The organism is Marinobacterium nitratireducens (assembly GCF_014645375.1).
GTDB lineage: Bacteria > Pseudomonadota > Gammaproteobacteria > Pseudomonadales > Balneatricaceae > Marinobacterium_A > Marinobacterium_A nitratireducens.
Genome location: NZ_BMLT01000001.1, coordinates 37,534 through 50,649, shown reverse-complemented (window position 1 = coordinate 50,649; position 13,116 = coordinate 37,534). Strand labels below are relative to the sequence as shown.

At 64.1% G+C, this 13,116-nt stretch carries 10 protein-coding genes; 7 read left to right on the top strand and 3 right to left on the bottom strand.

The window, feature by feature from the left end:
• Window positions 1–20: 20 nt before the first annotated feature.
• The 4 genes from IEX85_RS00220 to IEX85_RS00205 all read left to right on the top strand — a co-directional run bounded on the left by IEX85_RS00220 (window position 21) and on the right by IEX85_RS00205 (window position 6,597).
• Complete coding sequence (locus tag IEX85_RS00220) at window positions 21–1,640, top strand: 5-guanidino-2-oxopentanoate decarboxylase (RefSeq protein WP_188857225.1); 1,620 nt, start codon at window positions 21–23, stop codon at window positions 1,638–1,640.
• Between the two features lie 84 nt (window positions 1,641–1,724).
• Entirely contained in the window at window positions 1,725–3,170 is a 1,446-nt protein-coding gene (locus tag IEX85_RS00215) for an aldehyde dehydrogenase family protein (RefSeq protein ID WP_188857223.1), read from the top strand.
• Between the two features lie 262 nt (window positions 3,171–3,432).
• Window positions 3,433–4,824: a nucleobase:cation symporter-2 family protein gene (locus IEX85_RS00210; RefSeq protein ID WP_188857221.1), complete on the top strand. Its 1,392-nt coding sequence runs from the start codon at window positions 3,433–3,435 to the stop codon at window positions 4,822–4,824.
• Window positions 4,825–4,980: 156 nt separating this feature from the next.
• Window positions 4,981–6,597 (top strand): methyl-accepting chemotaxis protein, encoded by a 1,617-nt coding sequence (locus IEX85_RS00205; protein WP_188857219.1) that lies wholly within the window; start codon window positions 4,981–4,983, stop codon window positions 6,595–6,597.
• A gap of 70 nt (window positions 6,598–6,667) precedes the next feature.
• Here the strand turns inward: IEX85_RS00205 and IEX85_RS00200 are convergent, their stop codons facing one another.
• Window positions 6,668–6,946, bottom strand: coding sequence for a glutathione S-transferase family protein (locus IEX85_RS00200; protein WP_268238058.1), 279 nt, complete (start codon window positions 6,944–6,946; stop codon window positions 6,668–6,670).
• A 595-nt stretch (window positions 6,947–7,541) separates the two neighbouring features.
• On the opposite strand from IEX85_RS00200, the gene IEX85_RS00195 reads away from it, so the two are divergent.
• Complete coding sequence (locus IEX85_RS00195) at window positions 7,542–8,378, top strand: bifunctional allantoicase/(S)-ureidoglycine aminohydrolase (RefSeq protein WP_188857218.1); 837 nt, start codon at window positions 7,542–7,544, stop codon at window positions 8,376–8,378.
• A 59-nt stretch (window positions 8,379–8,437) separates the two neighbouring features.
• Here IEX85_RS00195 and IEX85_RS00190 read toward each other — a convergent pair whose 3' ends face one another.
• On the bottom strand, window positions 8,438–9,298 hold the full coding sequence (locus IEX85_RS00190) for a LysR substrate-binding domain-containing protein (RefSeq protein ID WP_188857216.1): 861 nt from the start codon (window positions 9,296–9,298) through the stop codon (window positions 8,438–8,440).
• Window positions 9,299–9,526: 228 nt separating this feature from the next.
• Here IEX85_RS00190 and IEX85_RS00185 point away from each other — a divergent pair, with 228 nt between their 5' ends.
• Window positions 9,527–10,006, top strand: a complete 480-nt coding sequence (locus IEX85_RS00185; protein ID WP_188857215.1) for a glutathione peroxidase — start codon at window positions 9,527–9,529, stop codon at window positions 10,004–10,006.
• A gap of 25 nt (window positions 10,007–10,031) precedes the next feature.
• Here IEX85_RS00185 and IEX85_RS00180 read toward each other — a convergent pair whose 3' ends face one another.
• Complete coding sequence (locus tag IEX85_RS00180) at window positions 10,032–11,381, bottom strand: alpha/beta hydrolase family protein (protein WP_188857213.1); 1,350 nt, start codon at window positions 11,379–11,381, stop codon at window positions 10,032–10,034.
• 264 nt (window positions 11,382–11,645) lie between these two features.
• Between IEX85_RS00180 and IEX85_RS00175 the strand changes: the two genes are divergently transcribed.
• Window positions 11,646–13,112 (top strand): phospholipase D family protein, encoded by a 1,467-nt coding sequence (locus IEX85_RS00175; RefSeq protein WP_188857212.1) that lies wholly within the window; start codon window positions 11,646–11,648, stop codon window positions 13,110–13,112.
• Window positions 13,113–13,116: the final 4 nt, after the last annotated feature.

Genomic DNA, 13,116 nt, shown 5'->3' with positions numbered 1-13,116 from the left:
ACATCTAATTGGAGAGATCGATGAAAACCTGTGGAGAGGTACTGGTCGAGCTGCTCGAGGCCTACGGCGTCGATACCGTTTTCGGCATTCCGGGCGTGCATACCGTCGAACTCTATCGCGGCCTGCCGAACACCGGCATCCGCCACGTTACGCCGCGCCACGAACAGGGTGCCGGATTCATGGCCGACGGCCACGCCCGCGTCACCGGCAAGCCCGGGGTCTGCTTCATCATCACCGGCCCCGGCATGACCAACATCGCCACCGCCATGGCGCAGGCGTACGCCGACTCGGTGCCGATGCTGGTGATTTCCAGCGTCAACCACCGCCACGAGCTGGGACTCGGCGGCGGTCGCCTGCATGAACTGCCCGGCCAGCGTGAGCTGATGTCCGGTGTCAGCGCCTTCAGCCATACCCTGATGCGCCCGGACGAACTGCCGGCGGTGCTGGCGCGCGCCTTCGCGATCTTCTCGGGCGCCCGGCCGCGCCCGGTGCATATCGAGATTCCGCTCGACGTCATCACCGCACCGGCCGATCACCTCAGTCGCCGCATCGCCGCGTTGCCGAGCCGGCCCGCGCCGGCGGCGGGCGCAATCGACCGCGCGGCACGGCTGCTGCGGGGCGCCGAAAAGCCGGTGCTGCTGCTCGGCGGCGGCTGCGCCGATGCCGCCGGGGCCGCACAGCGCCTGGCCGAAGCGCTCGACGCCCCGACCCTGCTGACCATCAACGCCAAGGGCGTGCTGCCACCGGGGCATCCGCTGTCGCTCGGCAGCAACCAGTCGCTCGAGCCGGTACGCGCACTGGTGCGCGACGCCGACCTGGTACTGGCGATCGGCACCGAGCTTGGCGAAACCGATTACGACGTGGTATTCGACGGCGGTTTCGACATTCCCGGCAAGCTGATCCGTATCGATATCGACGCCGAACAGCTGAGCCGCAACTTCACCGCCGATCTCGCCATCCTCGGCGACGCCGGCGAGTCGATCACCGCGCTGCTGAACGCCCTCGGCGATGGCACCCTGGAACGCAGGGGCTCAGAGCGTACGGCCGCGGTACTCGAGCAGCTCAATCGCGACTGGCCGCAGGCCTTCCTGGCCCAGCAGCAGGTACTGAAAACGGTTCAACAGGCGCTGCCCGGTGTCATTATCGCCGGCGATTCCACCCAGCCGGTTTACTCCGGCAACCACCTCTTCGAAGCCGCGGAGCCGCGCACCTGGTTCAACTCATCCACCGGCTACGGCACGCTCGGTTACGGCCTGCCCGCCGCGATCGGTGCCAAGCTCGCCCGCCCGGAACGCCCGGTGGTCGCCCTGATCGGCGACGGCGGCATCCAGTTCACGCTGCCGGAACTGGCCTCGGCGGTCGAGGCCGGCGCGCCTATCATCGTGCTGCTGTGGAACAACAGCGGCTACGGCGAGATCAAGCGCTACATGGTCAATCGCGATATCCCGGCCATCGGCGTCGATATCTATACGCCGGACTTCGCCACCATCGCGCGGGGGTTCGGCTGCAACGCCGTTGCGGCGCGCAGCCTGGAGCAGCTCAGTGAACAACTTCAAGCGGCAGCCGCAGCCGACCGACCGACGCTGATCGAGATTCGCGAAGACGCCGATTTTATCGCCGCGCTCGCACTCAACACTTGAAAGCACGGTCATGGGACCCGCTGCTGAGCGTCACTTGGATTGGCATTCAACAGCCCGTCCCATGACTGTCAGGAGACAGACTGGATGTACAGCAAAGCCTTTATCGGGGGCGCCTGGGTCGATTCCGGCTCCGAGCAGCGTCTTCAGGTCATCAACCCCTCCACCGAGGAAACCCTTGCCAACGTCGTCGCCTGCACCGCCGAAGACGTCGATCACGCCGTCCAGGCCGCGAAAGCAGCCTTCGCCGGCTGGGGCAGGACCTCGGGCGCGGAACGGGCACAGTACCTGCGGGCCATCGCCCGGGAAATAGAAGCCCGCGCCGCCGAACTCGCCGCACTTTCATCGCGCAACAACGGCAAGCCGCTGGCCGAGGCGCAGCTCGATATCGCCGACGCCGTTGCGACCTGGGACTACTACGCGGGGCTGGCCGAGCAGCTCGACGGCCGCCAGAACGCCGACGTCGCCCTGGGGATGCCCGGCTTCAGCGCCCGCACGCGCCTGGAGCCCGCCGGCGTGGTCGGCCTGATCGTGCCCTGGAACTTCCCCTTCGTCACCACCGCCTGGAAGGTGGCGCCCGCGCTCGCCGCCGGCTGCACCGCGGTGCTGAAGCCTTCCGAGGTCACCCCGCTGATCGAACTCGAACTCGGCAACATCGCGCAGAAAGTCGGCCTGCCCGCCGGCGTGCTGAACATCGTCTGCGGCACCGGCCAGGAGGTCGGGAGTGCGCTCACCGGGCACCCGGATATCGACAAGATCTCCTTCACCGGCAGCAACCGCGTGGGCGAGATCGTGATGCAGAGCGCGGCAAAACAGGTCAAGGGCTTGAGCCTGGAGCTCGGCGGCAAATCGCCGATGCTGGTGTTCGAGGATGCCGATCTCGATCAGGCCTGCGACTGGATCCTTGGCGGCATCTTCTACAATGCTGGCCAGATGTGCTCGGCCACCTCGCGTCTGCTGGTGCACGAGAGGATCGCCGATGCGCTGATCGAGCGCCTGAAGTCGGCCGCCGAATCGCTGAAACTGGGCGACGCCTTTACGCCGGGTGTCCAGATGGGCCCGCTGACCAGCCGCGCTCAGCTCGACACCGTACTGGGATACATCGAGCGCGGTCGGACCGAAGGCCTGACGCTGCTGACCGGCGGACAGCGCGCAGAACAGTTCGAAACCGGTTATTTCGTCGAGCCCACGATCTTTATCGACGTGCCGACCGACTCGGCCCTCTGGCGCGAGGAGATATTTGGCCCGGTGCTCTGCGTGCGCACCTTCGCAAGCGAAGCAGACGCCATCGCGCAGGCCAACGACAGCGATTTCGGCCTGGCCGCCGGCATCATCAGCCGCGACCCGAACCGCTCGCAACGCGTGGCCGAGCAGCTGCGCGCAGGCCATATCTGGATCAACAGCCTGCAGGTCGTCTGCCCGGAAACCTCCTGGGGCGGTTTCAAGCGCAGCGGCATCGGCCGTGAACTCGGCCCCTGGGGGCTCTCGGCCTACCTGGAGGTCAAGCACATCACCCGGCCCTTAACGGCCTGATCTCCCCCCTCGGGCGTCGCGGCAACAGGTCCGCGACGCCCCTCTGCGGTACAAAATTCCGCACCAATACTGAGCAAAGCACCTCTCCAGCCTGCTACGGACACTCAACAGCAGTACCTGAAGACACTACACAAAACACCTAAGCCACTGTTATATAGTTATTTTTATAGGAAAACCGCATTGTCTACAAAATGGCCTATATTTTGCTTACACAAAAACTGACCAAGTAGACAAACGGCCATGACGGCCAGCGGAGAACACCATGTCCCAACACGCGTCCGGCGAACTGCTCTACCCCCTCGACGCCAGACCCGGCTATGCCGAGGCGACTTTCGCCGCCATCCAGCACGTACTGGCCAGCTTTGTCGGCATCATCACGCCGACGCTGATCATCGGCGGCGTCCTGGGCCTGGCCGAGCACATCCCCTACCTGATCAGCATGGCGCTGATCGTTTCCGGCGTCGGCACCTTCATTCAGGCGCGCCGCCCCTTCGGCGTCGGCGCCGGCATGATCTGCGTTCAGGGCACCAGCTTCGCCTTTCTCAGCTCCGTGCTGGCGGCCGGCTTCATCGCCAAGGCCAGGGGCGGCGGTCCTGACGAGATTCTGTCATTGATTTTCGGTGTCTGCTTTCTCGGCGCCTTCGTCGAGATCGTGCTGAGCCAGTTCCTGCACAAGCTCAAACGCATCATCACACCGCTGGTAACCGGCATCGTGATTACCATCATCGGCATCAGCCTGATCAAGGTCGGCATGACGGACCTGGCCGGTGGCTTCAAGGCACCGGATTTTGGCAGCCCCGCGAACCTGGCGCTGGGCGGTTTCGTGCTGGTGCTGATCATCGCCCTTAATTTCTCGAGCAACGCCTGGTTGCGTTTGTCGTCCATCGTCATCGGCCTGCTGGCGGGATCCGCGATTGCGTTCTTCATGGGCAAGATCAGCTTCGACCACCTCGCCAACCTGCCGCTGGTCAGCATACCGGTACCCTTCAGGTACGGCTTTTCGTTCGACTGGGGCGCCTTTGCGCCAATCGCACTGATCTACCTGATCACGGCCATCGAATCGACCGGCGACCTGACCGCCAACTCCGTGATCTGTCGCCAGCCGATCCAGGGCGATGTCTATATTCGAAGGATCCGCGGGGGTGTGCTTGGCGACGGCATCAATTCTGCGCTCGCCGCCGTATTCAACACCTTCCCCAACACCACCTTCAGCCAGAACAACGGCGTGATCCAGCTCACCGGCGTCGCCAGCCGCCACGTCGGCTACTATATCTCCGCCATTCTCGTGCTCCTGGGCCTGTTCCCGGTGATAGGCGGCGTGCTGCAGCAGATTCCAAAGCCCGTGCTCGGCGGGGCGACGCTGGTGATGTTCGGCACCGTCGCCGCGGCCGGGGTCAAGATCCTCGCCAACGAGGAGCTGGACCGGCGCAAGCTGCTGATCATGGCCGTAGCCTTTGGTCTGGGCCTGGGCGTGATGAACGCCGAACTGCTGGCGCAGATGCCGACGCTTGTTCAGAACATCTTCGGATCGCCGATTACCACCGGCGGCCTCGCCGCCATCCTGCTGAGTCTGCTGCTGCCGGCTGGCGACAGCTGTAGCGAAGCGAAGCAACGGCCGGCGGCCGACGCGACCGCCGGCGACACCGCCAACTGACCACAACCGGCAGTCAGGCCGCGGCGCTTGGGCAAGCGCCGCGGCTTTGCGAAAATTACCACTAAATTTCAACCGTTTTCGGCCGATACAGCAGGGAATCCCGGTACGGCCGCTCGCCCGTCCGCACCGCCAATAACCGATGGCCGGAACTTTGCCATGAACGCGTTCAACAACCTGTCTTTTCGCACCAAGCTGATACTACCGATGGCCCTGCTGGCGCTGCTGCTGCTGGGCAACGCCCTGTTGGGAATCGGCATGACCCACTCCCTGAGCGACGGCACCAGCCGCCTCGGCAAGGTCTACCTGCCGGCGGTCAACTCGCTGATCCAGGCCGACCGGGATCTGTACCAGGCACTGGTCGCCGAACAGTCACTGCGGATGCTGCCGGGCGGCAGTTCCGAGCGGGCCGCGCTGCTCAAGGCCCACGACGAGAATATCGGTCAGGCCCGGGACCGGGTGATGCGCTTTGCCGAACTGATTACGGACAATGAAGCGAAGCGACTGGCCGACAGCTTTCAGCAGCGCCTGGACCGCTGGGAAGAGATCAGCCAGTCCGTGATTCGCCAGGCCAGCGCAGGAATAGCGACAGGTCGCGGCGCCGAGGAGTTCGAGTCGGCGCGCGAACTGATCGACCAGCTGACCGAATGGACCGAGGTCGCCGCCAACAGCGAGGTCGAGCAGGCAATCGGTCTGTCGAAAACCGGCAGTAACCTGCAACTGGTGGGATTCGCGGTCGGCCTGGTGATCTGCATTCTGCTGATCTGGCTGTTCCCGCGCCTGATCACCCGGCCGCTGCAGCAGGTGCTGGCCCGCATCGACGACATTTCCAACGGCGACGGCGACCTTACCGCACGCCTGCCGGTCAACAGCCGCGACGAGCTGGGCCAGCTGGCCGGCGGACTGAACGAGTTCCTGGCCAGGCTTCAGGGCATCATCGGCCGGGCAAAATCCACCTCGACCCAGGTCGCCGTATCCGCCGAGCAGCTAAACGGCATTACCGCCACCACCACCCGCAATATCAATGACCAGCATGCGGCCATCGATCAGGTCGCCGCAGCGGTCAACGAGATGTCGGCGTCGGTGCAGGAAGTCGCCCGCGGTGCCGGTGATGCAGCCCAGCATGCGCGCCAGGCCGACCAGGATGCGTTGCACGGTCGCGAGGTGGTGGGCCGTACCATAACCGGTATCCGACAGCTGGCGGACGACGTGGATCGCGCCACAGACGCGCTGCGCACTGTCGAACAGGACAGCGAGAGCATCGGCCTGGTGCTCGATGTCATCCGCAACGTTGCCGAACAGACCAACCTGCTGGCGCTGAACGCGGCCATCGAGGCCGCCCGCGCCGGCGAACACGGCCGCGGCTTTGCCGTGGTGGCGGACGAGGTACGCACACTGGCCAGCCGCACCCAGCAGTCGACCGAAGAGATTCAGCGCAGCATCGAGAAGCTGCGCGGCGGCAGCCGCAGCGCGGTGGAGGTCATGGAAGCCAGCCAGGCCCGCGCGCGCGCCAGCGTCGAGCAGGCCGCCGATGCCGAACAGGCGCTCGCCGCCATCACCGCCGCGGTGGCCTCGATCAGCGAGATGAGCACCCATATCGCCGCCGCTTCGGAACAGCAGAGCAGTGTGACCGAGGAGATCAACCGCAACGTGCACCATATCAGCGACCTCTCGACTAACAGCGCGGACGGCGCCCGCGAAACCAGCGACGCATCCGGTGCGCTGTCACGCCTTGCCAGCGAGTTGCAGCGCGAGGTCGGCCGCTTCAGGACTTGATCCCCGATGTGCATCCGGCCCCCTTTGCCAAAAGAGGGCCGGCTTACCTTCTCCATTCTGCGCCCGCCCCTCAGCGCGGTGCCGTCCCCAGCACTGACGGCCGCTTAGAGTAGGTGGCGAACCAGCCCGCAAGGCGCGGACAGATGGCACGCCAGTCGATGGCGGAAAGGTGAAAGTCGAGATAGTCGAGAATCAGCCTGCTGTCACAAAGACGGGTACCGTCCGGCAACTGCAGCGCCGGCACCGGCCCGAACACTTCGTCGCGCGCGACCCGCATATCCGGCGTCACGCCATCCAGGATGGTCGGCGCCACCAGGTTGGTGGCGCTGTCCCCTGCTCCGCCTGTCAGAGCGACCTGAAGGCGGACGGTTACCTCTGATCCCCCTGCCCGGGACCAGGCCAGGCGTCATCCGCACCTCAATCACCCACGCTTTACCGGCATAGCACCTCATGCCGCACCTGCTGGCGAAACCCCTCGGGGTTTCGCCTTTTTTATGGTTCCCCCACAGACTCGCGTCCGGGGCACGGCCAGGTTCAGTCCGTTGCGAACGAGCCTTGTAGCGCCAGGCAGAACCCTTTTCACCCCGTCGAGATCAACACAGGCCCTGCTCCTGACGAAGCGCGAACCGCGAATTCCGAAGTGCGGCACCAATCATTTAATTATCGAATACTATCCATCCAAACATTTAATTTGCGAATTCGTAGGGTTGTTTTATAAGGTATGGATATCCAGCCAAGACTGACCAGCACGAACGAAGCGGCTGTGCCTGACCCAACGGCAGCACCTAATGCAGCCAACGGCTATCTGAAACGACGGCGTTAAGCGCGGCCCCATCCACCGGTATTCGGTGGCGGCGGTTCTGCTATCGTCCGAGCAGGGAAGCGACCGACCGAGCGCCAGTGCCGCGACGGCGGATCGACACTAATAAACCGAAGAGGGCTCTATGTCTAAGACCAGCTACTACGCACCCCACGGCGGTCACCCGGCGCAAACCGAACTGCTGACGGATCGCGCGATGTTTACCGAAGCCTACGCCGTGATTCCCAAGGGCGTGATGCAGGACATCGTCACCAGCCACCTGCCGTTCTGGGACAACATGCGCATGTGGGTTATTGCCCGCCCGCTGTCAGGCTTTTCCGAGACCTTCTCCCAGTACATCGTCGAGGTGGGTGCCGGTGGCGGCAGCGACAAGCCGGAACTGGATCCCAACGCCGAGGCGGTGCTGTTCGTCGTCGAGGGCGAGGTCGACCTGACGCTCAAGGGCGAAGTCCATCGCCTGCAGCCCGGCGGCTACGCCTTCATTCCGCCGGCCGCCGACTGGCGTCTGCGCAACAACGGCGACGAGCCGGTGCGCTTTCACTGGATCCGCAAGCACTACCAGGCGGTGGAGGGCCTGCCGCATCCCGAGCCCTTCGTCACCAACGAGCAGGATATCGAACCGCTGGTGATGCCGGACACCGAAGGCCGCTGGAGCACGACCCGCTTCGTCGACATGGCCGATATGCGTCATGACATGCACGTCAATATCGTCAACTTCGAGCCGGGCGGCGTCATCCCGTTCGCCGAAACCCACGTCATGGAACACGGTCTGTACGTGCTCGAGGGCAAGGCTGTCTACCGTCTCAACCAGGACTGGGTCGAAGTGGAAGCCGGCGACTTCATGTGGCTGCGCGCCTTCTGCCCGCAGGCCTGCTACTCCGGCGGTCCGGGCCGGTTCCGCTACCTGCTGTACAAGGACGTCAACCGTCATATGAACCTGCAGCTGAGCAACCCGCGCTAAAACAGCAACAGATCACCCCCCAAGCCCGCAGCCGTCGATCGACTGCGGGCTTTTTTTGTTCAGCGGCGCTCCTGCTCCAGCATTCGCGCCAGATCCTGGCCCAGTTCCCGGACCATGGGGTCGGCCGTCGGACGGTGGATGACGGCGATTTCCATGGTATCGACCGACGCCAGCCCGCTGTCGTTGGTCAGCATGCGGTGTTCCTCGGTCACCGCTCGCGCCGGCAGCAGGCTGATGCCCATGCCGTCGGCGACCGCAGACTGGATACCGCCGAGACTGGAACTTGTGAAACTGATGCGCCAGCGCCGGCCAAGCCGTTCGATGGCGCCGATGATATCGTCGCGATAGAGGCCACGTGGCGGGAAGGTCACCAGCGGCACGGGATCCTGATCGAACACCGGATTGCAGGCGCTGTCGATCCACCAGAGCGTTTCGGGCCAGCTCGCGACGGCCTCGCGGCTGTTGCGGCGCTGCTTCAGCAACACCAGGTCGAGTTCCCGCTGATCGTAGCCGTCGCACAGGTCCTGACTGAGCCCGCTGGTCACCTCGAGCTTGACCTGGGGATGGCGACGGTTGAAGGCCGCGATCACATGGGTGGTCCTGCCGGCGGCGAAATCGTCCGGGACGCCAAGCCGTATGGTCAGCGACGCCGCCCCGGACAGCACTTCGAACGCCTCGTCGTTGATCGACAGCAGCCGGCGGGCATAACCCAGCAGCGTGGTTCCGGCATCGGTCGGCTGGATGTCGCGGTGGCCGCGATGCAGCAGCCGGTGTCCTGCCAGCTCTTCCAGCCGGCGCACTTTCTGACTCACCGTGGACTGGGTTGAATTCAGCCTGACCGAGGCGGTGGTGAAGCTGCCACAGTCCGCGACCATGACGAAGGTCCGCAGCAGATCGAGATCGAACAGCCTTCTATTCACGTTTCAACTGCCACTCCTGGCCTTATTGAGTTTTTAAATAGTCAGGCAACTTGTAACACCCACGCCGGCGGCGGGCAAGCAGCGCCGCTTTGCACGGTACCGTCGTTTTCCGGAACCGCCAATAAAAGCTGCACACAAGATTTTGCTGCAGGTGCGAAATGAGCTACCATGTTCAGCTAACAGGTCTTAATCAGACCGAAATTCGCTGCTAAAAAGGAAAATCTCAAAATGACCCAACTCTACGACTTCGAGGTCACCGGAATCGACGGCGACAAAGTCGGTCTCGAACAGTACCAGGGCAAGGTCCTGCTCATCGTCAACGTCGCCAGCAAGTGCGGCTTCACCCCGCAGTACAAGGGACTGCAGGCCTTGTATGAAAAGTATCACGACCGCGGACTCGAGATTCTCGGCTTCCCGTGCAACCAGTTCGGTAGCCAGGAGCCGGGCGACGAGGCGCAGATCAAGGAGTTCTGCTCGCTCAATTACGACGTCTCTTTTCCGATGTTCAGCAAAGTCGACGTCAACGGCACCAACGCCGCTCCGCTTTACGACAGCCTGAAAAAGGCCGCGCCGGGTCTGCTTGGCAGCACGTCGATCAAATGGAACTTCACCAAGTTCCTGGTCAGCCGCGACGGTCAGAAAATCACGCGTTTCGGCCCGACCGCCACACCGGCGAGTCTCGAAGCCGCGATCGAAAAGCTTCTGTAAGGCTCACCCGGCGGACCGGCGGCGCTCAGTTCGCGCGCAGCGCCCGATAAAGGTCCGCCTTGCGCTCATCGGGCACGGTCGAGATCATGATCAGCTGCGTTACGAACTCGAGAACCCTCGGGTCGTCGATCTCGTTGTGCCCGGGGATGATCGCCCGGTCGACGTACACCACCAGATACGGATTGCGCGCTGCGGTGCCGGCTTCCCGCTCCAGCATCAGGCTGCCGAACGGGATGCGACGCCCCGGCGCATCGTTGTGCCAGCCCCGCGCGGCCACCATGGCGGCGTCGAGGCTTTCGCCGGGACTCATCGCCGACACGTCGCCTCCCTTTTGCGCCGGATAGAGCCGGTGAGTGCGATAGGGCCGGAAGTGGCCCACCGCCGTCACGTTCGCGTCCCCCTCGTCGATCGAATCGTAGTCCTGCGTCGCGCCGTTCCAGCGCTCGACCTGCCGCGTCTTTTCGAACAGCGTCGATACCCGCCGCCCGGCCGGGAAGGCATAGCGTGTGGCATTGTCCGCCTCCGATGTGAGAATCGCGAGGACCGGCAGCTGGGACTCGAAATAGGTCCCCCTTTCACTCGACATGTCGCGCAGCGAAGCGTAGAGCTGCGCTTCGAAGGCCGGGTTGATCTGCACCACCAGGTCACCGAAATTCTCGACGTCCCCCTGCACGCCGTCGGGCCCGGTGGTCACGACGAAGCGGTTCGCCAGGATCTGCGATAGCGCGGTCTGCACCACCAGCCCGCCGAAACTGTGTCCCACTACCACCAGCCTGACCGCCCCGTAGTCGCCGTCGATGCTGCCCCGGTCCCGTTTCAGCTTTTCCAGTCGCGACAGCACCTCGGTCACGTCACCGTGACCGACCTTCTCGGCGGTTTTCTTGCGATTCCAGAAGGTCAGATTCTCGAGCCAGGGAAGCGGTACCGAACCCCCGCGCCAGCCCAGGTAAACCCCGGCCACCTTGCGCAACGGCTGCCCGGTAAGGCCGGCCATGTAGGTCTCGTTGGCGCTGATCCGCTGCAGCACCTGGCGAAAGGTTTCGATATTCGGATCCCCGGGCGCGGCACTGTGCTTCCAGCCATGAACGAAAACCACCAGCAGCAGTTCGCCCCGGGTGGCGTCCTCGGCCAGCGTATCCAGCGCCGCCGACATCTGCGTGCGATCCCAGAGACTGCCCTGGTCGTCGAATTCGATGAAGCTGAGGCTATAGCCGTCGCCCCCCGGTACGGACACCCGCTGACGCGAATGGCCGGCGCAGCGCGCCCGGTCGCCGGCATCGGCCAGCTGGCAGGGTGCGTAGTCCGGCCGATACTGCTGATGCGGCGCGCAGCCAGCCAGCAACAGCAACAAAATCCCTGCAACGATCGATTTCACCTTTCCTCCCTGCCCTGCCAACGGCCGGACCTGCCGATTCGTCCCCCTCAATAGTAGGCGCTTGCGGGACAACGGGCCGCAGGCGGCCGAGCCCCGGGCTTAAAGCCGTGAAATCATCTATTCTGTTTACCTGACTTCAAGCCTATTAAAGAGCTGCCCATGACCGTGCATTCAGTCACCCGCCTGCCCATCTCCGTACTTGTGCTCGTGCTGGTTACTCTGATCGGAGGCTGCAGCTCGCTGCCTTCGCAGGAAGGCCGGACAATGAGCATCGCGCTGTCCGAGACCAGCGCTGCCACGACCAGCCTGGGCCGGGCGACGGTCCCGCTGACGGAGGCCAATCCCGGGCTCAGCGGCATCCACCCCCTGCACGATCCCCGCGATGCCTTCGCCGCACGCATCGAACTGGCGCGGCGCGCCGAGCGAACGCTCGACGTCCAGTACTACATCTGGCACAACGACATTACCGGCAGCCTGCTGGCCGGCGAGCTGTATGCCGCCGCCGAACGGGGCGTGAGGGTGCGACTGCTGCTGGACGACACCAACACCGTCGGTCTGGACCACACTCTGGCCACGCTCAACGGGCATCCCAATATCGAGGTCCGGCTGTTCAACCCCTTTACCACCCGGCGCTTTCGCCTGCTCGGCTTCGCCACCGACTTCGCCCATGCCAACCGGCGCATGCACAACAAGTCGTTTACCGCCGACAACAGCGCCACCATCATTGGCGGTCGCAATATCGGCGACGAGTACTTCGCCGCCACCGACGATGTTCAGTTCGCCGACCTCGATGTGCTGGCAATCGGTCCGGTGGTGCGGGACCTGTCCCGCGATTTCGACCGCTACTGGGACGGCCAGTCCTCCTATCCGGTGGAGCGCCTGTTACCGGAACCAGAGGATGGCGACGGCGAAAGACTGCAGGCCAGTATCGAAAAGCTCAGAGCCACGCCCGATGCGCAACAGTACCAGCTCGCGCTCGATCGCTCGCCGCTGATGCAGCAGCTGCGTGACCACCAGCTGGAACTCGTCTGGGCGCCGACCCGGATGGTCAGCGACGATCCGTCCAAGGGCCAGGGGTTCGCCCATCGGCAGGACCTGCTGATGAACCGCCTGGTCAGGGCGCTGGGCAAGCCGGAATCCAGCATCCGGCTGGTATCGCCCTACTTCGTGCCGACCGATACCGGCACCGCCATGTTCCGGCGTCTTGCAGAACGCGGCGTCGATATCGAGATCCTGACCAATGCTCTGGAGGCGACCGACGTCACCGCAGTTCACGCCGGCTACGCCAAGCATCGAGAGGCGCTGCTCGAGGCCGGCATCCGCCTCTTCGAGCTGCAGCGCCTGCCGGGCGACGGCCGCGAAGGCAGCGCCTCCAGACGCGCGCTGCCCTTCTCGAGTTCCGATTCGAGCCTCCACGCCAAGACCTTTTCGATAGACGGCAATCGCGTCTTCGTCGGCTCCTTCAACTTCGACCCGCGCTCCGCCAAACTCAATACCGAGCTTGGCTTTCTGATCGAAAGCCCGGACCTGGCACAGCGAATTGACAGGCTGTTCGAAAACCGTATTCCCGAGAGCGCCTACGAGGTTATGCTCGACGAAAATGGCGACCTTTACTGGATCGACCGCCGTGGCGACGAGCAGGTCCGCTACGACAGCGAACCCAATACCGGCTTCCTGAAGCGGACCGGGGTTTCGATCATGTCGCTGCTGCCGATCGACTGGATGCTCTGATCCG

Bases quoted from the DNA above. Each gene is read 5' to 3' on its own strand.
- IEX85_RS00175 (WP_188857212.1), top strand. From the start codon at position 11,646: ATGAGCATCGCGCTGTCCGAGACCAGCGCTGCCACGACCAGCCTGGGC.
- IEX85_RS00205 (WP_188857219.1), top strand. From the start codon at position 4,981: ATGAACGCGTTCAACAACCTGTCTTTTCGCACCAAGCTGATACTACCG.
- IEX85_RS00195 (WP_188857218.1), top strand. From the start codon at position 7,542: ATGTCTAAGACCAGCTACTACGCACCCCACGGCGGTCACCCGGCGCAA.
- IEX85_RS00185 (WP_188857215.1), top strand. From the start codon at position 9,527: ATGACCCAACTCTACGACTTCGAGGTCACCGGAATCGACGGCGACAAA.
- IEX85_RS00220 (WP_188857225.1), top strand. From the start codon at position 21: ATGAAAACCTGTGGAGAGGTACTGGTCGAGCTGCTCGAGGCCTACGGC.
- IEX85_RS00215 (WP_188857223.1), top strand. From the start codon at position 1,725: ATGTACAGCAAAGCCTTTATCGGGGGCGCCTGGGTCGATTCCGGCTCC.
- IEX85_RS00210 (WP_188857221.1), top strand. From the start codon at position 3,433: ATGTCCCAACACGCGTCCGGCGAACTGCTCTACCCCCTCGACGCCAGA.